A 24,186-nucleotide genomic window follows, 5' to 3' on the forward strand; every position below is an offset into this window, starting at 1 on the left:
TATGAGCCAGACGGCGTATCGTACACATCATGCCGTTGAAGTGACTGAAGAATTAGTCGGGCAAAAAGTAACCATTGCTGGTTGGGTTGATCGTCGCCGTGACCACGGTGGCGTTGCCTTTGTTGATGTCCGTGATAACACAGGCTTGGTGCAGGTTGTTATTTATGATGAGGAAACTGCACGCCCGCTTAGAAGCGAGTTTGTTGTGCAGGTAACCGGCGAGGTTCGCTTGCGCCCGGATGGTAATGAGAACGACCACTTAGCAACAGGTAAAATTGAGATTGTTGCTCAAACCGTTACAATTCTCGCTAAATCCGACGCTCTTCCATTCCAGGTTTCTACTGCTTTGGAAAACGAGTCCGAAAACAAGCTTCCTAGCGAAGATGTTCGTTTGAAGTACCGCTACCTTGATTTGCGTCGCCCATCTATGCAGCGCAATCTAAAGCTTCGTTCTAACATGGCTAAGGCTGCTCGTCACGCTTTGGAAGATATGGACTTTACGGAAGTTGAAACTCCAACCTTTATTAAGTCCACTCCAGAAGGCGCTCGAGACTTTGTTGTTCCAGCACGTTTAGTTCCAGGCTCTTGGTATGCGCTTCCACAGTCTCCACAGCTCTTAAAGCAGCTTCTCATGGTTTCTGGCGTTGAACGCTACTATCAGCTTGCTCGCTGCTACCGTGATGAAGACTTCCGTGCTGATCGTCAGCCTGAGTTCACTCAGCTCGATATGGAAATGAGCTTTGCAAGCCAGGAAGACGTTATGGCTATGGCAGAGCGCGTTATTGCTGCTATTTGGAAGGAAGCAGGTCACGAAATCACCCTTCCTTTGCCTCGTATTACCTGGCAGGAAGCTATGGATAAGTATGGTTCCGATAAGCCAGATTTGCGTTTTGGAAACCCACTTATTGAATTAACTGACTTCTTTAAGAACACTCCATTCCGCGTGTTCCAAGCTTCCTACGTTGGCGCTGTGCTGTTTAAGGGCGGCGCTGATACTCCTCGTCGCCAGTTTGACGCATGGCAGGATTGGGCTAAGCAGCGTGGAGCTAAGGGATTGGCTTACGTAGTCTTCGGCGAAGACGGCGAGCTTAAAGGCCCTGTTGCTAAGAATCTTAGTGAAGAAGAGCGCGCAGGACTCAAAGAAGCTGTTGGAGCAGAAGATGGCGACGCAGTATTCTTTGCAGCAGGCTCTCGCGAGTCTTCCCAGCTTTTGCTTGGCGCAGTGCGAGTTGAACTTGCTAGCCGCGCAGGATTGCTTCACCCAGATGAGTTTGCTTTCACTTGGGTTGTTGACTTCCCACTGTTTAAGCGCACTGACGATCCAGACGATGACGATGTTGCAGTTGGCCATTCTAAGTGGACTTCTATGCACCATCCGTTCACAATGCCAACTGCTGATTGGATTGACAAGTTCGATAAAGATCCAGAGCATGCAATGAGCGATTCTTACGATATTGTGTGCAACGGTAACGAAATGGGCGGCGGCTCTGTTCGTATTCACCGCGACGATATTCAAGACCGCGTTCTTAACGTTCTTGGAATCGACAAGGCTGAAGCTGACGAAAAGTTCGGCTTCTTGCTTGAAGCTTTCAAGTACGGCGCTCCACCTCACGCTGGTATTGCTTTGGGCTGGGATCGTACTGCTGCAATTTTGGCAGGCGCAAGCTCGATTCGCGACGTAATCGCCTTCCCTAAGGCTGGCGGCGGTAGAGACCCTCTAACTGGCGCTCCAGCTCCAATTTCTGACGAGCAGCGTGCAGAAACTGGCGTAGACTACGATCCAGAAGAAGACGAGTAAATAAAATCTACTCGCAACATATTGTTACAAAGCCGTTGATTGTTGATTTAATAATCCTCAATCAGCGGCTTTTTTGTAACCTAAGAGTAACAAAACGTAACGGTGGCGATAAATAACCGTAACACAGCTTAGCTAGACTTCTTTTTATGGATAAGCAAGTATCAAAGTCAGATCCAAACGCCGAGGATATGACTAATAGCACTTCTAAAGTGCTCAAAGCGGCAAATCCCCTTGTAGAATTAAGCCATGTCGAAAAGCATTTCGGAAAATTACATGTGCTTAAAGATATTAATCTCACTGTCAATAAAGGCGAAGTTCTCGTTATTATTGGCCCATCCGGTTCTGGAAAATCAACAATGTGCCGTACAATCAACCGTCTTGAAACAATTGATTCGGGAGATATTCGCATAGACAGCAATCCACTTCCACAGGAAGGCAAGGAGCTTGCATCCTTGCGCGCAGAAGTTGGAATGGTATTCCAGTCATTTAATCTTTTTGCAAACAAAACGATTCTTGAAAACGTTACTCTTGCACCAATGAAAGTTCGTCACATGGATCAGCAAAGCGCTGAAACTCTTGCCATGGAATTACTCACTAGAGTAGGAGTAGACAATCAGGCTAATAAAATGCCTTCGCAACTTTCAGGCGGACAGCAGCAGCGCGTAGCAATCGCTCGAGCGCTCGCAATGCAACCAAAAGTTATGCTTTTTGACGAACCAACTTCCGCACTCGACCCAGAAATGGTTAACGAAGTACTGGATGTTATGGTTGAGCTTGCAAAAGAAGGCATGACAATGATTTGTGTTACGCACGAAATGGGCTTTGCTCGTAAAGCTGCTGACAGAATTGTTTTTATGGCCGATGGTCAAATCCTCGAACAGGGTACTCCAGAAGAATTCTTCGAGCATCCAAAAACTGATCGAGCAAAAGATTTCCTTTCCAAGATTCTTACGCACTAATAGCGCTTTTTTCAATTTCGTTTTAGCTTAAACGCCAAAACATGCGAAAACAGTTCTTATGAAGGGAAAAGATATGAAAATATTACATAATCGCATTTTTCGTGCGATACTAGCGATGCTTTGTACCGTATGCTGCGTTATGCCGCTTACAGCTTGCGATCGTAGCGATGGTAAAAAAGTAATACGCATTGGTATTAAATTCGATCAGCCTGGTATGGGTTTCAAAAAATCAGGAACTTACGTTGGTTTCGACGTTGACGTTGCTAAGTATGTTGCCAAAAAGCTCGGCTATTCAGAAGATCAAATCGTATGGAAAGAATCACCATCTAAGCAGCGTGAAACAATGCTTCAAAACGGTGATGTCGATATGATTGTTGCAACATATTCCATTACTGACGCTCGCAAGAAAATGGTTTCGTTTGCAGGACCTTACTTTATTGCCGGCCAAGATTTGCTAGTTCGCAAAGGCGAGCATAAAGTAAATGGCCCGAACGATTTAGACGGTAAGCGTTTATGCTCAGTATCTGGTTCAACATCCGCAATAGTTGTTAAAGAAAAGTTCTCTTCAAAAGTACAACTTATGCAACAGCCAGGCTACGCGGAATGTGCAACTGCATTATTCTCAGGCATTGTGGATGCTGTAACTACCGACGATATTATTCTTGCTGGCCTAGCTACAGCTTCTAGAGGCCGTTTAAAGCTTGTTAGCAAGCCATTTACCGCAGAATATTACGGAATTGGCATCAAAAAAGGCAACACTGGCTTAGCTAAGAAAATTAACGCCGCATTAAAAGACATGATTCGTAACGGATCTTGGAAGCGAGCTCTAGACGATAATTTGCGCGGAACTGGTTTTAAGCCAAACGCAAAGTATAATCCGCCAATTCCTCAAGAGGGGGAGATGTAATATGCAAGATTTCGTGCAACTTTTTACCTCCTACAATATTCCAGGAGCATTCTTGGTCAATATTGAAATCACCTTATGGAGTGTACTGTTTTCAACAATAATTGGTGTAATACTTGTTACAATGCGCATTTGCCCTGTGGCTTCTTTGCGCATGGTTGCAACCGCCTATGTTGAGCTTTTCAAAAACATGCCTCTTACAATCATCATGGTTTTCATGGTTTTAGGCGTGTACGCTCAGCTTAAGCTTGGTTTCTCACCAATTTTTGAAGTGAATTTCTTCTGGCTTGCAATTGCTGGATTATCACTATATACGGCAGCGTTTGTGTGCGAATCTTTAAGATCCGGACTTAACACTGTTCCGGTTGGTCAAGCTGAAGCCTGCCGCGCTCTTGGATTAAACTTCTTCCAGTCGGCAACACAAATAATTTTGCCACAAACATTCTGCGGCTCTGTTGCACCTTTGGGTAACACTTTTATTGCATTGCTTAAAAATTCTACAGTTGCTGCAGCAGCATCTGTTGCAACAGAAACTTCAACAATGATGAGCGAAATGATTGAGAAGCACGCGGATTTAATCGTACCAATCTTCTTAATATTCGCCTTAGGATACATCATCCTCATTATTCCTATTGGAATTTTGACAACGTATCTGTCTAACAAGCTTGCTGTAAGAAGGTGATAGTGATGGCTAAACAACGTGAACAATCGTTATTATTTGACGCTCCAGGTCCTAAAGCTCTTAGTAAGATTCGAGTAGCAAATATTATTGCAGCCTGCGTGTTTGCTGTATTCGTTATTGCTGTACTAATGCGACTTAGCAATCCACCAGAAGGAGAAAACCAGCTTTCTTGGGTATTGTGGAATCCAGCTATTGAATCTGAAGCATGGGTTGATTTCTATCTTCCAGGATTATGGATGACTTTGAAAGCTTCTATGCTTGCTGTAGTAGGTTCCATAATATTCGGCTTATTCTTTGGATTGTGCCGTCTTTTACCTAATTTCATTATTCGTAGTATTTCTGCAGTAATAGTTGAGTTCTGCCGAGCCGTACCAGTATTAATGCTTATGATTTTCTTGTGGAGAGCATTTGCACTTTCTGGCATGAAAGAGGCATCATACTGGGCTGTAGTTCTAGCTTTGATTATGTACAACGGCTCCGTTGTTGCCGAGCTTGTTAGAGCAGGCGTTGGTAATCTGCCAAACGGACAACGTGAAGCTTCGTTAGCATTAGGCTTAAGCGAATACCAATCTCTTACGCAAATCGAAATGCCACAGGCTATTATTGCTATGATGCCTGCTGCAGTAACTCAGCTTGTTGTTGTTTTGAAGGATACTGCTCTTGGTTCGATTATTATGTACACTGATTTACTCCAGGAATCTCGTCGACTTGGATCAATGTACTTTAATATTTTGCAAACTTTAAGCGTGGCAGCAGTTATATACTTCCTGATTTGCCTTGCGCTATCTTGGTTTGCAGAATGGCTCCCAGCTCACTTGAAGAATCGCACTGCGGCTCCAACAGAGGCAGACCCTGTTGCACCAATTGCTATTATGGATCCTTCTAACGTGAACCAGATGGCTGTGGCTAACGAGGTTAAAGAGCTACCTTATGGTGGTACTCCTCGTAAGTATCACGTCCATCACCGTGGAACTAACGCTTCTATCCATCATTGGCGTAGAACTCGCTACATACAAGGCTATGATGAGCATCACTTAAAAACTGGCGACGAGACAGAAGGAAATCTTAAGAATGCTCAAAGCAATTTTGGCAACAAATCAAAAAATAAGCCAAAGGATAATCATAAAGATATTAAAAAAGATAATCCAAAAGCTTAGCTTGTAGCTAAAATTTGTAGCAAAATTTAGGAAGCGTAGTTAGTGACTTTAGTTGCTGACTACGCTTTTTGTAGCTAAACTATTAGGGTCATAAACTATTTATGGCCACATGCATACAAGGAGGCTAATACATGGATGGCGCGTTTGAATTGTCCGCTGCAAAGATGCGCGAACAAGGAATGAGCGAAATTGCTATTGAACAATTTGAGCACTTGTATAACGTTTGGAGCGTAAATAAATCTGGGGATAATTCAGGGGAGTTTATTCGCGAAAGCACAATTGAGCCTATTAAAAGCGTTCCAACTTTTCACGAAATTTACGAAACTATTGATCATGATAAAGCAGTGAACGCATTCGCAAAAACAGCGTTTATTAAACTGAACGGCGGCTTGGGAACTTCTATGGGATTGTCTTGCGCAAAATCTTTACTACCAGTTCGCAGACATAAAGCTCGTCAAATGCGCTTTATTGATATTATTATCGGTCAGGTTCTTACAGCACGTCAGCGTTTAGGAGTTGAGCTTCCACTGATTTTTATGAACTCTTTCCGCACTTCTCACGATACTTTGCAAGTTCTAAAACGCAATCGTAAGTTTATTCAGGAAGATATTCCAGTTGAAATTATTCAGCATCAAGAGCCTAAACTTGTTGAAGAAACAGGAGAGCCGGTTTCTTACGAAAAAGATCATTGCCTTGAATGGTGCCCTCTTGGACATGGTGATATTTTTTCAACTCTGTGGGAATCTAAATTATTACAAACTTTAAAAGAGCACGGTATTGAGTATTTGTTTATCTCAAATTCCGACAACTTAGGCGCAAGACCTTCAAGAACACTTGCACAGCATTTTGAAAATACTGGCGCTCCAATCATGATTGAAGTTGCAAAACGAACCCAAGCTGATCGAAAAGGTGGGCATATTGTTCGAGATGCTCAAACTGGAAGATTAATGCTTCGCGAAATGACACAGGTTCATCCGGAAGATCGCAGAAGTGCGCAAAGTATTAAAAAGCATCCATATTTTAATACGAATAATATTTGGGTTCGTGTTGACGCGTTGCAAAAAAAGCTGGAAGAACATGATGGAATTTTGCCACTTCCTGTTATTTGTAACAGAAAAACAGTTGACCCAACTGACGAAACAAGCACTCCAGTAGTTCAATTAGAAACAGCAATGGGCGCTGTTGCATCGCTTTTTGACGAAGCACTTTGCGTGGAAGTAGACCGTATGCGTTTCTTGCCTGTTAAAACCACAAATGACTTGTTTATTATGCGATCCGACAGATTCCATCTTACTGATTCTTACGAGATGGAAGATGGAAATTACATATTCCCAGATATTGATTTGGATCCACGCTATTACAAGAACATAAACGATTTTGACGAGAGATTCCCATACTCCGTACCAGCTTTAGCTGCTGCAAAATCGGTTACTATTAGGGGAGATTGGACTTTTGGCAACCAGGTATCAATGTTTGCTGATGCAGTATTAGAAGACACTGGTGAGCCAAGTTATGTTCCAAATGGAGAATTTGTTGGACCGCAAGGAATTGAACCAGATTCATGGGTTTAGTATGGCGTGTCGCGAAAAAATGGCGTATTTTCAACGTTGTTTGTGTTTGTGTGAACAAAAAATATAGAATTATTGTAACTTTTTTCAAAAAATGTCCACACGTACCGCAAAACACCATTAAAATAGAAAAGGTTGTGTAATAGTGCAACGCAAATAAAACTGCATTTTGTGAGTTTTGCATGCACTTACACATAAGTAAACAGATTTCAAACATGATACGTGAGGACCGATGGTAGAAGGAAGCAACGGAAGGCGACGTTTTTCCGACAAATGGGGCAAACACGAGCTCGATGTGCTCGCTGTATTGTCTTCCGCATTCCCGCAATGGCTGACTTCGCGGCAAATTGCACAACGCGTTAAAGCATACGCAGATTCTTATGGTGAGCTTGCTGACCAAGCAGCCAAAGCAGCATTCGCAAAACAATTCCAGCGAGATCGCGCAAAACTAGCTGCTATGGGAATTGCAATCGAGTCTAGGCAGCCTGAATACTCATCGAAGTCCGAAGGTCAAGACTTTGCTTCATATCGTTTGCAATTAGGCGATGAGCCTCGCGTGCGTTTACGTTTTGACCAATCTGAATTGCCAGTGTTAGCAGCGGCAAATTATCTTGCTCGCTCAATGTCTATTTCTTCTATTGAATCGGATCAGCACGAGCAACAGCGTACTTCTCGCACAGCTCCACGAGTTCCTCAAACTCCTATTCCTGGATTAGGTTTGGATTCTATTGCGCCTGGTTTAGGTACTCAAATGCTTCCTGATTCTTTGGTGAAAGTTATTGATTCTCGTCGTTTTGCGGCAACAGTTGACGTTGACGGAGAACACTTAAACGTTGCTTATACAGATGCAGACGATTTAGCGATGTTTGTGCTAGAGCATCCAGGCTCAAGCGTTGTAAGCCCACAAGAGGCAGTTGACGCTTTCCACCGTCGCTTGCACGCAGCTGTAGATTTTGCAGCATGCAACGAAAATAACAAACTTAATAGCGAAGAAAATAACGAAGCACCTTTGCAGAATACTGAAGCTCAAGATTCTGAAGCAGATAAATCTCACGCAAAGAAAGGCTCATCCTTCCAAACGGGTAGCGAAGTTGACCGTCGTTTGCGTTTGATGCTTTTCTTATCTGCCCATCTTGGAGAAGAATTCCCATTAAACGAACTAGCTGAGCGTTTTATTGGAAAGCCAAAGAATGAGGATGAGCTTCGTCGTTTCGTTACGATTCTTCACAAAGATATTAATACGCTTACTACTGTTTCCGACGATGGCGAAATGGCAGGCAGCCAATTCTTTGACATTGATTGGACTCTTCTTGAAAACGAGGGCATTGTTTCTGCAACAAACTCTTTGGGTTTGGAGCGTCTTGCCGGTATTTCTCAACAGTATTTGAGTATGCTAACTGCATCTGCTAACTATTTGGCGCACTCTCTACTGTTGCCAGTTGAGCAGCGAGCGCAAGCTGAATCGTTGTATAAGCGTCTTCGCCGCCACGTGCTTCCAGGCCAAACTCCTTGGCTAAGCTTAACAGGCTACGAAATCGAGCCTCGCAATTGCTCGATTGTGCGTAGTGCTATTAACGCCTCCGCCTTGTTGGATATGGAGTATACCGATGGAGCTGGCCGTATTCGACGCAAAGTTGTGGCTCCTTCGAAAATTTATGTTGATGAAGGCGTTTACTACGTTGCCGTTTGGACTGACGTTGAGAATCAAACACCTGAAGATAAGCGCGAGTTTGTTTCTAAAGATACGACTATTAACAAGGCAAATGGCTTACCTCGAATTTGGCAGGTGCTTCGCGTAGCTAGAATCGAGCGTGCGGAAGTTGTGGAGCCTGTGTCTAAATTAGAAATTCCAGACGTTCCAGTTAGCGAGCTTCGTAAGTGGAGTTTTGACAATGGTACTGAAACCTGCTTCACTACTGACGAAACAGAGCTTAATTTCTTAAAGAATTTATCTGGAGCTACTATTAAACCTTGCGGAAACGGGGTTGAGGTTCATCTTACGGTTTCTTCAGATTCTTGGTTCGTTGCATTCTGTATTGCTCATGCTCGCCACATTACTGCTGTTGCTCCAGAAACATTGCGCAGTATGATTATTGCCCGCGCACAGCGTGAATTAAGCGTTAATCACGCTGATAGCACGAACTCGGAGGAGTAATATGCCATGGTGGATTTGGCTAGTCATTACAGTGTTTATGCTGTGCATGATTGCCGCCGGAGTAGTGGTAGTTGTTTTAAGCGCAATAAAACTAGCTAGGACTTGCGTTAACTTTACAGATAGTGCAGCCTCTAAGTTTGAAGCTTTGAACGAGTCTAATGAAAACGACGACGAGCCTAAAGATCCTCTTTTTACTCTGCCTATTCAAAAAGCTGCAGAACGTTATGAAAAAACCAGAGAAAAAGTGCTTGAACGCCATCAAAAAATTCGCGAAAATCATCGTAAAATATGGCAGCACTGGGATGAAAAATCTCTTCGAGAAGAAGATATTAAACTATAAAGCTCATAAAACAATTTGAACAATAAAGATAGAGCGGGGCATATTTTGCATAATTCACAAACAGATAACTGCAAAAATGGTGACGTTTTATTGTCTCCTGCTCAACGTTTTGCTGCTTTTCGTGAAGTTATTAAACATGAGCGTTCAATGGCCGCAGATTTTGAACGTTCTTTGCCTTTTGATTTAGACGATTTTCAGCGTGAAGCAATTGATGCTCTGGAAGCTGAAAATAATGTTTTAGTTGCTGCTCCTACAGGTGCAGGAAAAACTGTTGTTGCAGATTTTGCAGTATTTTTAGCTCAACAGCGTAACGTAAAAGCCTTTTACACTACGCCAATAAAAGCTTTAAGTAATCAAAAATATCATGATTTTTGCGAACAATACGGTTCTAAAAATGTTGGTTTACTAACAGGAGACACATCTGTAAATCCTGAAGCAGATATTGTTGTTATGACAACTGAAGTTTTGCGCAATATGCTGTATGAAAACTCTATTACGCTTAATTCTCTTGGCTTTGTAATTCTTGACGAAATTCATTATCTTGCAGACAAATTCCGTGGAGCAGTTTGGGAAGAAGTTATTATTCACCTTCCTAAAACTGTGAAAATCATTGGTTTATCTGCAACAGTTTCTAATGTGGAAGATTTTTCCTCCTGGCTTGAATCTGTGCGTGGAACAACACATTTGGTTGTAGATGAGCACAGGCCTGTACCTCTTGAAAGACATGTTGTTATTCAGGAAGATGGCAGAACTGAGCCTGAATTATTGGATTTATATGATCGCGACAATAAAGGAAACGAAACTAAACGAGTAAATCCTGCATTAACTAGGAAACTTAACGAATGGGAGCATCGCGCTCGTAGACGCCAGGATTCATACAGTGACAGCAAATACCGTTATAGAAAAGGCAAAAAGCGTGTTGTTAGAAGGGGAGTGGCCGAGTCAGATAAATCTACTCACCGACATACTCCTAAACGTTGGGCTGTTATTGACGAATTAGATTACTTAGGGATGCTTCCTGGAATTTACTTTATTTTTTCTCGTTCAGGCTGCGATCAGGCTGTTCAGCAATGCTTGAATGCTGGATTAATTCTTACTTCCGATGATGAAATGTATGAAATTCGCAAAATCGTTGACAGCATGGTTGCAAATCAACTTTCAAAAGAAGACTTGCATGCACTTTCTTTTGAAAGATTCAGGTTTTCACTTGAACAAGGTTTTGCAGCTCATCATGCTGGAATGATTGCATTATTTAGACATATTGTTGAAACACTATTTGAACGCGGACTTATTAAAGTTGTTTTCGCAACAGAAACACTAGCTTTGGGCTTAAATATGCCTGCAAGAAGCGTTGTAGTAGAAAAGCTAGTAAAGTTTGATGGCACAGGTCATGTTCCTCTTACTCCAGGCGAATTTACGCAGCTTACAGGCCGTGCTGGAAGACGCGGAATTGACGATATTGGTCATGCTGTATTAGTTGATCATGCTGATTTTGTGCCAGCTCAAGCTGCAGCACTTTCTAGTAAGCGCGTGTATCCTTTACATTCAAGCTTCGTACCAACGTTTAATATGGCTGTTAATTTGCTGCATTCAAGCGATGCGGATACTGCTCGCACAACTTTGGATTGCTCATTTGCACAGTGGGAAGCTAATGCTTCAGCCCAACGTTTACATAGTCGTATGAACGAGCTTGAAACAGCTCTTAGTGGATATGAAGAAGCTTTTCACTGTGAACAGGGAGATTTTGCTGATTTTCTTCAGCTGCGCATGAAACTTAAAGAAGCTCAGCATGATCAGCGTCGTAAGCTTAAACACACTTTATTTAAGACGGATGCTGAAAGAAGTGCAGCTTTTAAGAAGCTAGATGACACTATTTCTTTGCTTCGCGAAGAAGAGAGAAAGCATCCTTGTGCTGCATGCCCAGATATTCAACAACATTTACGTTGGGGATACCATTGGATGCGCGAACATAAGGAGCTTGAGCAGGTGCGTGAACGTTATGAATCTCGTACTGGTTCTGTTGCGCGAACTTTTGACCATATTTGTGACGTATTGTACAGTTTGAATTATTTGCAATCTTCTAAAGATAATAACAAGCAAAATATTTTATGCCTTACTGATCGCGGACAATTGTTGCGAAGACTATATAATGAACTAGATATTGTTTTTGCTGAGGCGATTTGTGAAGGAATTTTTAATAATCTTACGCCTATTGAATTATTATCATGCTTATCTGCTTTAGTATACGAATCTAGGGGAGCTTCAGGTGGAGAGCCTAAAAGATACCCGGGTGGTCAAAATGGAGCGGTATTTACAACTGTTTCGCGCATGAAGGATCTATTTATTAGAACAAGCGCATTGTGCGCAAACGCCCATCTTCCAGCTTTAAGACCGCTTGAATTTGGTGCTGTTGATATTATGTACGATTGGGCTCAGGGAGCAGATTTAGCCGACATTTTGCAAAATACAGACAATACTGGAGGCGATTTTGTTCGTCAAGCAAAACGTCTTATTGATTTACTCACCCAGCTTTACGCAGCGGGAGAGTATTTACAAGCTATAAGCGGTGTAGATAAAAATCTTGCATCTAACGCTCACGAAGCTGCATTACTTATGAACCGTGGCGTCGTGGCATATTCGGATGTGTAACATGTACAACAGCTAGTCCGTGCAATTAGGTAGTTTTATAAAGTACTAAATAAGGAGATACTATGGCAGAACGCAGTTTACGCGGTATGAGCATTGGTGCAAAATCTTTGGAATCTGACGATAATGTAGATTTTGCTGCACGCGAGGATGTTGCATATGTGTGCCCAAAAGGTCACCGCACAATACTTCCTTTTGCTCAAGGTGCTGATGTCCCTGAAGAATGGGAGTGCCGCTGCGGTTCAATTGCTCATCGCGAAGGTGAAGACGACCGTCCTGACGACGATTTTAACAAGCCGTCTCGCACACACTGGGATATGTTGCTTGAACGCCGTAGTGAAGACGAATTGAAGACTTTACTAGATAAGCGTTTGAAAATGCATCACGAAGGCTGGATTCCTGACTATGAGTGATTGCTCGATGGACTCGAGAAAAATCTCACGAAATGTTGTGCTATTAGATCTTGATGGCACTTTAACAAAGTCTGACGAAGGCATTATTACCTGCGCTAAGCTTGCTTTGAAAGAGTTAGGTCAGCCTATTCCTGACGATGCTGAAATGCAACGTTTTATAGGACCGTCTATTTTAGAATCCTTCCAGAGAATTAAAGTTCCTGAAAATCTGCAGATGCAGGGTCTTGCTATTTATCGCAAATATTATTCTGAGATTGCTACATTTGACGATCCGAACGTTCCTGGAAGCAAAATCCCAGGTTGTTTGCTCAATAAAGTATACGATGGCATTCCTGAGCAGCTTATTAAATTGCGCAAAGCAGGTTTTTATTTGGCAACCGCATCATGCAAGCCTGAATATCAAATGAAACCTATTTGCGATTATTTCGGATTTAATAATCTTATTGACGGAATTTATGGCGCAAGTAGGGATATGTCTCGTATTACTAAAGCGCAAGTTATTCGCTACGTATTCGATCAAATAGGCTATGATGCGTCTCAAGGAGACAGAGCACTTATGGTTGGCGACCGTTGGACTGATGCTGACGGCGCAAAAGAATGCGGATTAGATTGCTTGGGATGCGCTTGGGGTTACGCTGAACCTGGTGAGCTTAAAGCACACGGATCTTACAGGATTATTGACAACGTAAGCGAATTAAGCACAGCAGTTTTAGAATATTTCGCTTAACTTATTATTTAATAATACTTTTTAGTATATTATTACCTGATATTTATCCGATAATGTACGTTATGTCAAATTAGATTAGAATACGCAAAAGAAAGCAACAAAAAAACATAAAAAGTAGTACTCATTTTTATATTTGCTTACTTACTTTTATGCGGATACTTTTTTATTTTGTGATACTGCATACGCTGAATAACCAATCATTGCAGCTAAAGCAATAAAAGCACATAAAATACTACAAGTTTCAAATACAATAATCAACCATTTGTAAACTCTAAAATCAACAGTCTCTTTATCAATAAGATGATAAAAATTACAAACCTCGTTAATTATGAACGCTAAAATCATAACAGGCCATCCAGCTAAATAAACTGCAACAGCATTCCACGGAATCAACGGCATAGGCTCTGACGGCTTATATTTAGAAACATCTCCGCCAATACTTTTAATATACTTTTTCTCTTTATATATCTTTTTGTTTCGACGAGAAAACGGTATAAGAAACATAATTTCGCTAACTAGGAAAATTAAAGAAGGAGCAAAACAAAAAACCATTACAGCGCAAACTAAAACATTGCTAAGCATATTATTAGTAAAAAGCATCTATATCCTCCCTCTTAAAAAGGCCACGCATAATAATTGCTACTCAATAATTGTAGACTAATACCTACTATCCCCACGTTTCTTGAACGAGATTCCAAGAACTATGCTTATTCAACGAAGTTTTTGTAATAGATGATTTTAAATTAGATTTAGATGAAGATTTACCAGAAATTTTCTTGTTGCCTTCTGTTTTAGTATTTTCAGAAGATGCTTCTAAAGCTAAATCATCTTCTACACGCGCCACAATACGCCCAACAGCAATAGCAAATACAGCGAAACCAGAAGCAAGCATACGACGCATATTTTCTTGATTATCATCACATTCTTGAACAGACTGTCCGTCGCAAATAATCGTCATGTTGCGCAAACGATCCTCAGAATAACGATTGAGAAAAATAATAGCAGTCGTAACATTTACTAAATTCACGCCAGCATCAAGCAGTCTTTTAGCAACTGCCATAATCGCAATATCCTTAAAAGAATATAAACGACGAGAACCAGATCCATTAGATGCGTGTATCGAAGGTTCTATAATGCTTTTACGCGCCCAATAATCTAACTGCCGGTAAGTAATACCAGCAACTTTCATAGCAACGCTACCGCGATACCCTAGCTGATCAGATGATAGCGAAAAACCAAAAAGCTCCCCCTGAACAGCATAAGAAGAATTATCGGAAGAATTATCGGACTGTAACTGCGTCATGAGCGAAAAATACCAGTCGGAATTTACCAATCATGATTTCATCACCATTATGAAGCACAGCTTCATCCACTCTTTCACGATTTACGTAAGTTCCGTTCAAGCTTCCAGCATCAATAATGCTAAAAACGCCGTTAACACGCTTAAACACTGCATGAGAGCGAGAAACAGTTGAATCATCGAGCAAAATATCAGCATGCGAATCGCGACCAACTGACACCAAATCCTCGTCAAGAAGATAACGAGAACCGGAAACCGCTCCCCTGGTTGAAATCAACAATGCGGTTCCAGGCAGCAATTTTGATATTGTGTCAAAATCATCCTGCTGCAAAGGACGATCCGAAGTAGTATTCATTGGAATATGAATAGCTGGCATACCAATAATAGTTGTTTCGCCAGCGGTAGGAATTGGTTCAGTCATACTTGCTATTCTACCTTGTTACTCGACGGGTTTTGCATATTCGTACTGTTTTGGCGCGCGTGTCGCAGTAATTTCTACCTCATCTGGCACAGAAACCAAAACAGAAGAGCCAAATTTAATCTTCAAACGCGACCCAACACCGCCAGCAATATTAACAGCATTTTGAAGATTCTGCGGATCTCCGATTGCCTTAACAATATATGGCGGATCAATCATAATGCCGTCGCATAAAAGCCCATGCTTTGTTTGCGAAATATAGCTTGAAGTCACAATGCGAACATCATTAATAGACATAACTTCTACACCAGAATTTCGCAATTCCTCCACAAGCTGAAACATGGTTGCGGCGTCAATATTTTCCTTCTCTCCTGCTGTAATGTGTATAATAATACCCCTTCCAACAGCTGGAAGACGACCAGAAATAAGACCATTGGCTTGTGCGTTTTGTTGCGCAATTCTTCGCGCCTCATCCTGCTTATTAACTGCCTGCTTTAAAGAATCAAGCTGACCGGTCAACTCACTTTTTCTCATTTCAAGACTCTGAATTTGAGAATGCGTTTCGGTTATAAGTCGAGTTAATTCTTCCTCGCTCATTGTTTCATACAGTAAAGAGTTGCTTCTATTAACTTGAATCATATAAGCAAATCCTAAAAGAGCACAAAGAAGCATCATTAAAAGTCCGGTAAATATTCGCGTGTAAGTAATATGGCCGCTTAAAGACGGCTTTACTCTACGGCGAACAGCAGGAAACGAACCCGTTTGAATTGCATCGCTTTCAGAATCGTGAGCATTCTGTCTGCGCATTTTATGAATAATGTCATCCCCTCGAGAAGCATTAGAAAACAGTGGTCGCATATTAACTCCTGAAAATAAAGCGACGAATTGCAGAAACGTTCGAGAATATTCGAATACCAAGCACAACAATAACTGCAGTCTGCAATTGAGCGCCTACACCAAGCTGGTTCCCAAGCAAAACAAGTAAAGTCGCTGCAATAACGTTTGAGAAGAATGAAATAACGAAAACTTTATCCGAAAAGTTTCGCTCAAAATACGCACGAGCCGCACCAAGCAATGCATCCAATGCTGCAACCACCATAATTGGCAAATATGGCTGAATGACAATAGGAATATCTGGATGCACCACAATGCCAATTAGCACGCCTAAAATCAAGCCTAGAATTGCTGCCATGCTTATCTCCTATTTCTTTCGCTAGCAAAATTAATATCACCTGTACTAGCTGCGTTTAGTTTTATAACCCTGGAAGGTGAAATTTGTGGATTAATACCTGCGTTAAGTAAAGAAGTATACCAACGTACACGTTTTGCTGCATTAAATGCTCGCATTAATTCATTCGTGTCACCAATTGCTTCAATAACGTAAGGGCTTTGTGTTTGATTAACACCAACAAGAATTGTTTGACCAGCAATACGAATAGACGTTTGAGCGCCAATTCTATGCCCATTAACAGATATAGCCTCAGCTCCAGCTTCCCATAATGTTGAAACTAGTCTTTGAATATCTCTATCGGTAACAAGACGCATACGAGCACCGTTATTTTCCCTAGGCAATGAACCACTATTCGTGTCAGACCTAGCAGAAAGAGGATTTGCAATAGTTAGAGTAACTCCGCTTCCTTCAACAGCATGCGTACCGTTAACCATATCGTCGGATTTACTAACTTCGTCTTCCTCAGCAGTTGTAATACGCTGCGATTCATGATCAACACTATTTCTAAGCTGAGTTACTTCTTTAACAAGCTTATCAAAACGATTCGTATAACCAACTAACTCGTTCGCTAAAGAAGAGCGTATTGCTTTTCTTGGATCCGTGTGCAATCTGCGAACAAACTGGCTACCAACAGTACCAATAGCAATACAAATAAGAAAAACAATGATACGCGTAAACCACTTGTGCCATGGTTTAACAGGCTGTTTGCCTAAACGAGCATCCATAAATAGCGGGTCAACAGGCCTATTGGTTAAGTCGTCAATTAGACGAAGAGCATAATCATCGATATACCTACGCCGATCGTGACTATGCGCAAAACGATCTGCAGTTAGAACAACATGGTGAGATTCAAGATCTGTAAAAGATTTGGAGAATAGTGCGCGACGACGAGATAACGCAATACCTTCCAACGCTGCAAAAGACTCAGGCATATCTACACTAGAAACGCGAGAAATGCTAGAAACACTAGAAGAGCTAGAAGTCTTAGTAGACTTCTCTTCTTCAAAATCTTTCTGAGCGTTATCTAATGCACTATTTTGAGCCATATTAACCTACATAGTTTACTTAGATTTTGCACCAGAAAGTAGCACATAGGCTTGTCTGTAATAAAGCAAACCGGCATACCAGTAAAGTACAATACCCCATATTCCGCAAGCTATAGCGGCAGCATACAGCACAAACATGGCCTCAGTGCTAACAGCATATACAATCATAAGAGACACAATAGCTAACATAATAAGAGCAGTCCCAGCTTTACCAACAAAATTAACAGGTAACGGTCCGTAATCATGTTGAGCCAAAAGAACCACCAAAGCTGCCATAATCACATCTCTTAGAACCACTAATACAAGCGCCCACCACGGTATTATTGCTGCAATTGCCAACGCTACAGTACTGAAAATAATCAGAAGGCGATCAGCTATAGGGTCGAGAATTTGACCTAATTTACTAACTTGATTCCAGCGCCTAGCAATATAACCATCAATGCAATCGGAAAAAGCAGAAATAGCTAAAACAACCAACGCAAGAATCATATGATTCTTAGTAATAAGCCAAGCTATGTATGGGATTGAGCATATGCGAAGAAAACTAATAAGATTAGGAACAGTTAGAACGCGATTCATCGCCTTAGGACTGTATTCCTGATTCATCACGAACTTAACCATAAATCTTCCTTAATCACATATTTTGCGTGTACTGAAACAAATATTTATATGCTCAAAAAGTTGTTACAAAAGATTTAAAATATTGGGGCACTTTTGATGCCCCAATACAAACAACTATGCACGCCAAGCGGCTTGAGCAGTATTTCTAATAGCTTCAATAGCTTTTGCAGGACTTTCAGCTCCATAAACTGCAGATCCAGCCACAAGCACATCAGCTCCAGCTTCAGCAACTGTAGCAGCCGTAGAAGGGCTAACTCCGCCATCTACCTGAATATGAGTTTGAAGTCCTCGGCGAGTAATTTCATCACGCAAACGACGAACTTTATTCATCTGATTGCTCAAGAACTTCTGGCCTCCAAAACCTGGTTCAACTGTCATAATAAGAACCATATCAAATTCGTCAAGAATATCGAAAATAGGTTCAACCGGTTCAGCAGGGCGAACAGCAAAGCATGCTTTGCAACCCATATCCCTAAGCTGGCGAGCTAAACGCACAGGAGCATGAGTAGCACCCATGTGGAAGCTTACAGAAGCAGCCCCGAGCTTAGCATATTCTGGAGCCCAACGATCAGGATCTTCAATCATAAGATGAACATCAACTGGAAGCTTGGTTACTTCGCAAATGCGCTTAACAATTGGCTCTCCCAAAGTTAAGTTCGGTACAAAGTGATGATCCATCACATCTACGTGAACAAGATCCGCATTCGATATTGCGTCAAGATCTCGCTCAAGATTGCAAAAATCTGCGGAAAGAATGCTAGGTGCTATTTGTATATTCATGTGTTCTATTCTAGGAAATGCAAGAGACTAGAATGCTAAAAAACGGTACCTAATACTACTTTTTTGAAGTAGATTTTATTTTCTTTGACGAAACATTTTGCTCTTCGCGCTCACGCTCATCCGAAGTAATGTCAATAAGACGTTCGATTAACATTTCGCGTGTAGTATTACTTTTTTGAAGTAAAGCGAATCCTACTGCAGCAAAAATAAAAACAATAATAGAAACCCATACGTTAATTCTCACACCTAAGAAAACATGCGAAAAATCAATGCGCAAAGCCTCAATCCAAACACGGCCCAACGTGTACCACATAACGTACAACATAAATAATGAGCCTGCTTTTAATTTGGCCATAAGCATTTTACCAAAGAAAATAAGCAGTGCTGCACCAATGAAATTCCAAATCATTTCATACAAAAATGTTGGATGGAATAATGTTCCAGCCGGGCAAGTTAAACCATCGTAACAGCGCTCAGCATGCCCAATAGCTTGAGTTGCATTATAGTTTAATTTCAAACCCCAAGGCAATGTTGTTGGAGCACCATAAAGTTCCTGATTAAACCAATTACCAAGCCTACCTACGCCTTGTGCAATAAGTATTGCAGGAGCAGCAGCATCCGCAAGCAACCCGGCAGGATATTTGCGATGCTTGCAAAAAACGCATGCAGCAATCGCGCCTAAAAATATTCCTCCCCAAATACCAAGTCCACCGTTCCAAATTCTAAAAATTTCTAAGAAATCACCATGAGATCCAAAGAATCTTTCTGGAGTTGTAATTACGTGGTACAAGCGCGCACCAACTATGCCTATAGGAAGACTTAGAAGAATAATATCGAGAATCTGATTAAAATCACCACCTACGCGCTTCCAACGACGATTGGTAATAAACATTGCAATCAATATGCCTGCAAGAATAGAAAGCGCATAAAACTTTATATTGATAGGCCCAAGTGAAAATTGCGAAATACTTGGCGATGGAATAAAACAGACTGTCATGGCGTCGATATTAGTCTAAACCCAAGATTGAGATTCTAAAGATTGACAATATTCAAGATTCTATGCTTAAAAATGAGCAAGATGCACAAGAACAAGCAGAACAGGACCACAAAGCAAAATAGAATCTACACGATCTAGCACTCCACCGTGTCCTTTAAGCAAATGACCCATGTCTTTAATGCCAATATCGCGCTTAAGCATAGATGCGCATAAATCACCAAAAGTACCAACGATACCTGAAGAAATGCCCATAACTAACGGCATCCACCAGAAATTAAACCAAGAAGAACCGTAAAAACCTGCAATAATTGCATACGCTCCAACAACAGCAAAAAGCATAGAGCCAATCAAGCCTTCAACAGACTTCTTTGGGGAAATACGCGGAGAAAGTTTATGTTTACCAAGCCAAGCACCAGCAAACAGTCCACCAGTATCGCTTAATGCTGGCAAAAATACTAAAAGCATGGCATGAGCAATAGCATAACGAGTATTAGTTAAAGCTAGAACAATGCAGGAAGCTAAAAGCGGAATATACAAAACTACAAATAGAGAAACAGACATATTTGTAAATAGCGTATGCTCATAGGATGAGCAATTAGAGCCGTTAAGCTTTTTTTCTACAGCATGCATTGTTCGAGTAGAAATAGTGTTACTAAGAGTTGCACAAACTACAGTAAGAAGTAATGATGCTGTAATTCCGCTAGCCATCGCAACAGCGTGCCATTTTGCGTAATAGGTTGAAAAAATAGTAACAAGAGAGCAAAGCGACAAAGTTACAAACGGTATACGCAACCCAAGAGTTGCAAAATCAACGTGCAACTCCCACAACGCAAGAACCATAAAAACAGCCATTAATACAACGAAAACATCAATGCTAATAAATAAGCATGCAACAATAGCCACAACCAAAACTGCTGCTGTTGCAATTGCTTGAGGCATATTGCGGCCAGTTCGACGATTTATGTCTGTTAAAGTTTCATGGGTGCCGCGTTCTTCCTGATTAGTAGAAGTAGCATCTGCTTTTTTTGCAGCGCAGTCAGCTCGCTTTTGATTTAATTCGCTTACAAAATCATGCTGCTTTTGTTGACTCATACGACACCCATTCAGATTGATTACAAAAATCTAAGAAAAACTGTTGAAACTCAGACTTCCATAATTTCTTTTTGCTTACCATCAAGCAAAACATCCAAAGAATCAGTAATCTGCTTAGTTACTTTATCAAGTTCCTTAAGTAAACGATCGCCTTCATCTTCACCAAGATCACCATCTTTAACAGACTTATCAATAGATTCCTTGGCTTTACGACGAATATTGCGTACAGCTACTTTGCCTTCTTCTGCCTTGTTCTTAGCAAGTTTAACGTATTCCTTGCGACGTTCCTCAGTAAGTTCTGGCATTGTTACGCGAATAACATTGCCGTCGCGGTTAGGGCTAACTCCCAAATCGGAATCACGAATAGCTTTTTCAACAGCATTAGCTTGAGAAGCATCAAAAGGAGTAACAGAAAGAGTTCGTGGCTCTGGAACACCAATAGAAGCTACAGCCTTAATCGGAGTTGGAGCACCATAATAGTCAACCATAATTCCATTTAATAAAGCAGGATTAGCACGACCAGTACGAATACCCATGAAATTTTCCTTAGTAGCTTCCACGGACTTATTCATCTGCTCTTTTGCTTGATCAATAATTGCTGACATGTGTTCTCCTTTGTAATATTTAAGCAAATGTTGGTTCTGCGTCAGACACTAATGTACCAATAGGTTCGCCAACAAGAGCACGAGTTACGTTACCTTCACCCTCTAAGCCGAACACTCGAATTTTTTGATTGTTATCTCTAGCCATAGAAAGTGCGGACGCATCCATGACAGCTAAACCATCAACAAGAGCACGCTGATAGTTCAATGTTACAAATTTTCGAGCAGAAGGATCTTTACGAGGATCCGCACTGTAAACTCCATCAACGCCATTTTTACCCATTAAAACTTCATCGCAATGGATTTCCAAAGAACGCTGAATAGAAACAGTATCTGTTGAGAAGTATGGCATACCGGCACCAGCACCAAAAATAACTACGCGACCCTTCTCAAGATGACGTATTGCTTTCAATGGAATATAAGGCTCTGCAACCTGTCCCATTGTAATAGCAGTTTGTACACGAGTTGCCTGCCCTGCCTGCTCAAGAAAATCTTGAAGAGCAAGACAATTCATAACTGTACCCAACATACCCATGTAATCACCACGGCTACGATCGATACCAGCCTGCTGCAACTCTGCTCCCCTAAAGAAATTACCTCCACCAACAACGATAGCCACTTGAACACCTTCAAGCACTGCAGTCATGATTTCCCCAGCAATTCTTCGAATAACATGAGTATCAATGCCAACAGCGCCGCCGCCAAATGCTTCGCCTGAAAGTTTCAATAAAACCCTACGGGACTTGCTTTCCTCCGCTTGTGCAATTGCCATACAGATTCCTCCAGTCATCACGGCGAATGCAAGTATATCTTTGCTATTTTATCTATAAAACGCGACACTTAACACACATTAAACTGTCAAATAAATAAAAAGGCTGCGCACAAAATGTACACAGCCCAATAGTTTAAGAATCAGAATAGATTCTTAGCATAAGCAATGCTTATTCAGCAGCGCCCTTGCCAACCTCAAGACGAGCGAATGCCAAAGCGGTACCGCCGACTTCCTTGAACAAGTCACCAACGCTCTTGGATGGATCCTTAACGTATGTCTGCTCAAGAAGAACAGTTTCCTTGAAGAAGGCGTTCATACGACCTTCAACAATCTTTGGAACAATCTTCTCTGGCTTGCCTTCAGCCAAGGACTTCTCGGTTGCAACGCGACGCTCAGATTCCAAAACTTCTTCTGGAACATCTTCGCGGCGAAGCCACTGAGCACCCATAGCAGAAATCTGCAAAGCTGCTTCGTGAGCAACCTTTGCACCAGCTTCGTCAGTAGCAATCATGGAAACGATGCTTGGAGGCAATTCCACGGACTTCTTGTGAGCATAAATCTCAACGTGTGGACCGCTTACCTTAGCAACCTGACCAACCTTGACGTGCTCGCCAAACAAAGCTGCTGCTTCTTCAACAGATTCCTTAACAGTTGCGCCATCAGCTGGTGCTGCAAGTACTTCTTCAGTAGTAGAAGCATTAGCTTCAACAGCATGGTCAAGAACAGTGTTAGAGAATTCCACAAACTTAGGGGTCTTTGCCACGAAGTCAGTTTCGGAATTCAACTCAACTGCATAACCAGTTTCGCCTTCAGCAGACTTAACAACCTTAGAAGCGATGGTGCCTTCCTGAGCCTTACGGCCCTCACGCTTACCAGCGGCCTGAATACCCTTTGCGCGGATGATTTCCTTAGCGCGGGCAACGTCTCCTTCAGCTTCAGTAAGAGCTTTTTTAACGTCCATCATGCCGGCGCCGGTTTCTTCACGCACCTGCTTAATCAACGCTGCAGTAATTGCTGCCATTTTGTTCTCCTCGTATCAATATGATTCTTAAAAGCTGCAAAAAGCAAAGAATTAATTGGATTTTGCAGCTTTAATTTAAGAATCTGGTTGCAAATTAGCTTACTAGGCTTTTGCCTCAGTATTTTCTTCCTTAGCAGGCTTAGCTTCAGCTTCGCCTTCCTTGGTGAGCAATTCCTTTTCCCAAGCTGCCATTGGCTGAGCATCATTACCTTCGGACTTAGCGCCCTTACCAGCATGCTCAAGCAAACCTTCAGCTACAGCGTCAGCCATTAAGCTAGTCAACAACTCAACGCCACGAATAGCATCATCGTTAGCTGGAATTGGGTACTCAACAGCTTCAGGATCAGTGTTGGTATCAACGATTGCCACGACTGGAATACCAAGCTTATGAGCTTCTTCAACAGCCAAAGCTTCCTTGTTAATGTCAACAACGAACATGGCAGATGGAGTACGGTTCATGTTGCGAATACCACCGAGCTGCTTGGAAAGCTTGTCCTTCTCACGCTCGAGAAGCAAAAGTTCCTTCTTAGTCAAGCCGGATCCACGAACATCGCTGAAGTCCATTTCCTCAAGTTCCTTCAAGCGCTTTACGCGAGTAGAAACGGTCTGGAAATTGGTCAACATACCGCCAAGCCAACGCTCGCAAACATAAGGCATGTTTACGCGAGTTGCCTGATTCTGTACAGCTTCCTGAGCCTGCTTCTTAGTGCCCACGAAGAGAACAGTGCCATTGTGGGCAACAGTCTGCTTGATGAAGTCATAAGCCTTGTCGATCATGTCGAGAGACTTGAACAAATTGATGATATGAATACCATTGCGCTGGGTAAGAATGAACTGCTTCATCTTTGGGTTCCAGCGACGAGTCTGATGACCGAAGTGCAATCCAGCCTTCAGCATTTCGCTCATGGTAATCTGTGCCATATCTATATACCTTTCTTGTCGGTTCTTGCCTGGCCA

General features: G+C 41.9%; 25 protein-coding genes. 11 read left to right on the forward strand and 14 right to left on the reverse strand.

Features of this window, described 5'->3' with window-relative positions; translation table 11 throughout:
* The first annotated feature begins 1 nt into the window (after position 1).
* The 11 genes from aspS to ACLD5M_RS00635 all read left to right on the forward strand — a co-directional run bounded on the left by aspS (position 2) and on the right by ACLD5M_RS00635 (position 13,349).
* On the forward strand, positions 2-1,798 hold the full coding sequence (aspS, locus tag ACLD5M_RS00585; RefSeq protein ID WP_410314536.1) for an aspartate--tRNA ligase: 1,797 nt from the start codon (positions 2-4) through the stop codon (positions 1,796-1,798).
* A 188-nt stretch (positions 1,799-1,986) separates the two neighbouring features.
* Positions 1,987-2,757 (forward strand): amino acid ABC transporter ATP-binding protein, encoded by a 771-nt coding sequence (locus ACLD5M_RS00590; RefSeq protein ID WP_050543666.1) that lies wholly within the window; start codon positions 1,987-1,989, stop codon positions 2,755-2,757.
* Positions 2,758-2,830: 73 nt separating this feature from the next.
* A complete protein-coding gene (locus tag ACLD5M_RS00595; protein ID WP_410314330.1) occupies positions 2,831-3,664 on the forward strand; it encodes a glutamate ABC transporter substrate-binding protein in 834 nt (277 codons plus the stop codon).
* 1 nt (position 3,665) lies between these two features.
* On the forward strand, positions 3,666-4,343 hold the full coding sequence (locus ACLD5M_RS00600; protein WP_004137196.1) for an ABC transporter permease subunit: 678 nt from the start codon (positions 3,666-3,668) through the stop codon (positions 4,341-4,343).
* A gap of 5 nt (positions 4,344-4,348) precedes the next feature.
* Complete coding sequence (locus ACLD5M_RS00605) at positions 4,349-5,500, forward strand: amino acid ABC transporter permease (RefSeq protein WP_410314331.1); 1,152 nt, start codon at positions 4,349-4,351, stop codon at positions 5,498-5,500.
* Positions 5,501-5,631: 131 nt separating this feature from the next.
* A complete protein-coding gene (locus ACLD5M_RS00610) occupies positions 5,632-7,071 on the forward strand; it encodes a UTP--glucose-1-phosphate uridylyltransferase (RefSeq protein WP_410314332.1) in 1,440 nt (479 codons plus the stop codon).
* A gap of 229 nt (positions 7,072-7,300) precedes the next feature.
* Entirely contained in the window at positions 7,301-9,223 is a 1,923-nt protein-coding gene (locus ACLD5M_RS00615; protein WP_410314333.1) for a helix-turn-helix transcriptional regulator, read from the forward strand.
* Between the two features lies 1 nt (position 9,224).
* Positions 9,225-9,563, forward strand: coding sequence for a hypothetical protein (locus ACLD5M_RS00620; RefSeq protein ID WP_119521138.1), 339 nt, complete (start codon positions 9,225-9,227; stop codon positions 9,561-9,563).
* Positions 9,564-9,578: 15 nt separating this feature from the next.
* Positions 9,579-12,212 carry a DEAD/DEAH box helicase gene (locus ACLD5M_RS00625; protein ID WP_410314334.1) on the forward strand — a complete coding sequence of 878 codons (2,634 nt, stop codon included), beginning with the start codon at positions 9,579-9,581 and terminating at the stop codon, positions 12,210-12,212.
* Positions 12,213-12,274: 62 nt separating this feature from the next.
* Positions 12,275-12,622, forward strand: coding sequence for an RNA polymerase-binding protein RbpA (locus ACLD5M_RS00630; protein ID WP_004126876.1), 348 nt, complete (start codon positions 12,275-12,277; stop codon positions 12,620-12,622).
* 7 nt (positions 12,623-12,629) lie between these two features.
* Positions 12,630-13,349: an HAD hydrolase-like protein gene (locus ACLD5M_RS00635; protein WP_410314335.1), complete on the forward strand. Its 720-nt coding sequence runs from the start codon at positions 12,630-12,632 to the stop codon at positions 13,347-13,349.
* A gap of 147 nt (positions 13,350-13,496) precedes the next feature.
* On the opposite strand, the gene ACLD5M_RS00640 is transcribed toward ACLD5M_RS00635, so the two are convergent.
* From ACLD5M_RS00640 to rpsB, 14 genes are all read right to left on the reverse strand, one after another.
* On the reverse strand, positions 13,497-13,949 hold the full coding sequence (locus tag ACLD5M_RS00640; protein WP_410314336.1) for a hypothetical protein: 453 nt from the start codon (positions 13,947-13,949) through the stop codon (positions 13,497-13,499).
* 67 nt (positions 13,950-14,016) lie between these two features.
* On the reverse strand, positions 14,017-14,652 hold the full coding sequence (locus tag ACLD5M_RS00645; RefSeq protein WP_410314337.1) for a MerR family transcriptional regulator: 636 nt from the start codon (positions 14,650-14,652) through the stop codon (positions 14,017-14,019).
* Positions 14,630-15,070: an FHA domain-containing protein gene (locus ACLD5M_RS00650; RefSeq protein WP_004137215.1), complete on the reverse strand. Its 441-nt coding sequence runs from the start codon at positions 15,068-15,070 to the stop codon at positions 14,630-14,632. Before ACLD5M_RS00650 ends, ACLD5M_RS00645 begins: the two co-directional genes overlap by 23 nt.
* 18 nt (positions 15,071-15,088) lie before the next feature.
* Positions 15,089-15,925, reverse strand: coding sequence for a DUF881 domain-containing protein (locus tag ACLD5M_RS00655; RefSeq protein WP_004137217.1), 837 nt, complete (start codon positions 15,923-15,925; stop codon positions 15,089-15,091).
* 1 nt (position 15,926) lies between these two features.
* Positions 15,927-16,259: a small basic family protein gene (locus tag ACLD5M_RS00660; RefSeq protein WP_004135038.1), complete on the reverse strand. Its 333-nt coding sequence runs from the start codon at positions 16,257-16,259 to the stop codon at positions 15,927-15,929.
* 2 nt (positions 16,260-16,261) lie between these two features.
* Entirely contained in the window at positions 16,262-17,344 is a 1,083-nt protein-coding gene (locus ACLD5M_RS00665) for a DUF881 domain-containing protein (RefSeq protein ID WP_004137219.1), read from the reverse strand.
* Between the two features lie 15 nt (positions 17,345-17,359).
* Entirely contained in the window at positions 17,360-17,965 is a 606-nt protein-coding gene (locus tag ACLD5M_RS00670) for a CDP-alcohol phosphatidyltransferase family protein (RefSeq protein WP_410313397.1), read from the reverse strand.
* 114 nt (positions 17,966-18,079) lie between these two features.
* Positions 18,080-18,745 (reverse strand): ribulose-phosphate 3-epimerase, encoded by a 666-nt coding sequence (gene rpe, locus ACLD5M_RS00675; RefSeq protein ID WP_004126825.1) that lies wholly within the window; start codon positions 18,743-18,745, stop codon positions 18,080-18,082.
* A gap of 55 nt (positions 18,746-18,800) precedes the next feature.
* Positions 18,801-19,742 carry a prolipoprotein diacylglyceryl transferase gene (gene lgt, locus ACLD5M_RS00680; RefSeq protein WP_410314338.1) on the reverse strand — a complete coding sequence of 314 codons (942 nt, stop codon included), beginning with the start codon at positions 19,740-19,742 and terminating at the stop codon, positions 18,801-18,803.
* Between the two features lie 66 nt (positions 19,743-19,808).
* Positions 19,809-20,834, reverse strand: a complete 1,026-nt coding sequence (locus ACLD5M_RS00685; protein WP_410314339.1) for a phosphatidate cytidylyltransferase — start codon at positions 20,832-20,834, stop codon at positions 19,809-19,811.
* A gap of 50 nt (positions 20,835-20,884) precedes the next feature.
* A complete protein-coding gene (gene frr, locus ACLD5M_RS00690; RefSeq protein WP_004126816.1) occupies positions 20,885-21,439 on the reverse strand; it encodes a ribosome recycling factor in 555 nt (184 codons plus the stop codon).
* Positions 21,440-21,458: 19 nt separating this feature from the next.
* Positions 21,459-22,208, reverse strand: a complete 750-nt coding sequence (gene pyrH, locus ACLD5M_RS00695) for a UMP kinase (RefSeq protein ID WP_004126813.1) — start codon at positions 22,206-22,208, stop codon at positions 21,459-21,461.
* Between the two features lie 169 nt (positions 22,209-22,377).
* A complete protein-coding gene (gene tsf / locus ACLD5M_RS00700; protein ID WP_004135048.1) occupies positions 22,378-23,229 on the reverse strand; it encodes a translation elongation factor Ts in 852 nt (283 codons plus the stop codon).
* A gap of 102 nt (positions 23,230-23,331) precedes the next feature.
* Complete coding sequence (gene rpsB / locus ACLD5M_RS00705; RefSeq protein WP_004126798.1) at positions 23,332-24,150, reverse strand: 30S ribosomal protein S2; 819 nt, start codon at positions 24,148-24,150, stop codon at positions 23,332-23,334.
* Positions 24,151-24,186 lie beyond the last annotated feature (36 nt).

This window comes from Gardnerella sp. Marseille-Q9185, from assembly GCF_046508745.1.
Classification (GTDB): Bacteria; Actinomycetota; Actinomycetes; order Actinomycetales; family Bifidobacteriaceae; genus Bifidobacterium; species Bifidobacterium greenwoodii.

What these genes read in the sequence shown, in the direction of transcription:
- aspS (WP_410314536.1), top strand. Translation starts at nt 2, where the DNA reads ATGAGCCAGACGGCGTATCGTACACATCATGCCGTTGAAGTGACTGAA.
- ACLD5M_RS00590 (WP_050543666.1), top strand. Translation starts at nt 1,987, where the DNA reads ATGACTAATAGCACTTCTAAAGTGCTCAAAGCGGCAAATCCCCTTGTA.
- ACLD5M_RS00595 (WP_410314330.1), top strand. Translation starts at nt 2,831, where the DNA reads ATGAAAATATTACATAATCGCATTTTTCGTGCGATACTAGCGATGCTT.
- ACLD5M_RS00600 (WP_004137196.1), top strand. Translation starts at nt 3,666, where the DNA reads ATGCAAGATTTCGTGCAACTTTTTACCTCCTACAATATTCCAGGAGCA.
- ACLD5M_RS00605 (WP_410314331.1), top strand. Translation starts at nt 4,349, where the DNA reads ATGGCTAAACAACGTGAACAATCGTTATTATTTGACGCTCCAGGTCCT.
- ACLD5M_RS00610 (WP_410314332.1), top strand. Translation starts at nt 5,632, where the DNA reads ATGGATGGCGCGTTTGAATTGTCCGCTGCAAAGATGCGCGAACAAGGA.
- ACLD5M_RS00615 (WP_410314333.1), top strand. Translation starts at nt 7,301, where the DNA reads ATGGTAGAAGGAAGCAACGGAAGGCGACGTTTTTCCGACAAATGGGGC.
- ACLD5M_RS00620 (WP_119521138.1), top strand. Translation starts at nt 9,225, where the DNA reads ATGCCATGGTGGATTTGGCTAGTCATTACAGTGTTTATGCTGTGCATG.
- ACLD5M_RS00630 (WP_004126876.1), top strand. Translation starts at nt 12,275, where the DNA reads ATGGCAGAACGCAGTTTACGCGGTATGAGCATTGGTGCAAAATCTTTG.
- ACLD5M_RS00635 (WP_410314335.1), top strand. Translation starts at nt 12,630, where the DNA reads ATGGACTCGAGAAAAATCTCACGAAATGTTGTGCTATTAGATCTTGAT.
- ACLD5M_RS00640 (WP_410314336.1), bottom strand. Translation starts at nt 13,949, where the DNA reads ATGCTTTTTACTAATAATATGCTTAGCAATGTTTTAGTTTGCGCTGTA.
- ACLD5M_RS00645 (WP_410314337.1), bottom strand. Translation starts at nt 14,652, where the DNA reads ATGACGCAGTTACAGTCCGATAATTCTTCCGATAATTCTTCTTATGCT.
- ACLD5M_RS00650 (WP_004137215.1), bottom strand. Translation starts at nt 15,070, where the DNA reads ATGACTGAACCAATTCCTACCGCTGGCGAAACAACTATTATTGGTATG.
- ACLD5M_RS00655 (WP_004137217.1), bottom strand. Translation starts at nt 15,925, where the DNA reads ATGCGACCACTGTTTTCTAATGCTTCTCGAGGGGATGACATTATTCAT.
- ACLD5M_RS00660 (WP_004135038.1), bottom strand. Translation starts at nt 16,259, where the DNA reads ATGGCAGCAATTCTAGGCTTGATTTTAGGCGTGCTAATTGGCATTGTG.
- ACLD5M_RS00665 (WP_004137219.1), bottom strand. Translation starts at nt 17,344, where the DNA reads ATGGCTCAAAATAGTGCATTAGATAACGCTCAGAAAGATTTTGAAGAA.
- ACLD5M_RS00670 (WP_410313397.1), bottom strand. Translation starts at nt 17,965, where the DNA reads ATGGTTAAGTTCGTGATGAATCAGGAATACAGTCCTAAGGCGATGAAT.
- rpe (WP_004126825.1), bottom strand. Translation starts at nt 18,745, where the DNA reads ATGAATATACAAATAGCACCTAGCATTCTTTCCGCAGATTTTTGCAAT.
- lgt (WP_410314338.1), bottom strand. Translation starts at nt 19,742, where the DNA reads ATGACAGTCTGTTTTATTCCATCGCCAAGTATTTCGCAATTTTCACTT.
- ACLD5M_RS00685 (WP_410314339.1), bottom strand. Translation starts at nt 20,834, where the DNA reads ATGAGTCAACAAAAGCAGCATGATTTTGTAAGCGAATTAAATCAAAAG.
- frr (WP_004126816.1), bottom strand. Translation starts at nt 21,439, where the DNA reads ATGTCAGCAATTATTGATCAAGCAAAAGAGCAGATGAATAAGTCCGTG.
- pyrH (WP_004126813.1), bottom strand. Translation starts at nt 22,208, where the DNA reads ATGGCAATTGCACAAGCGGAGGAAAGCAAGTCCCGTAGGGTTTTATTG.
- tsf (WP_004135048.1), bottom strand. Translation starts at nt 23,229, where the DNA reads ATGGCAGCAATTACTGCAGCGTTGATTAAGCAGGTGCGTGAAGAAACC.
- rpsB (WP_004126798.1), bottom strand. Translation starts at nt 24,150, where the DNA reads ATGGCACAGATTACCATGAGCGAAATGCTGAAGGCTGGATTGCACTTC.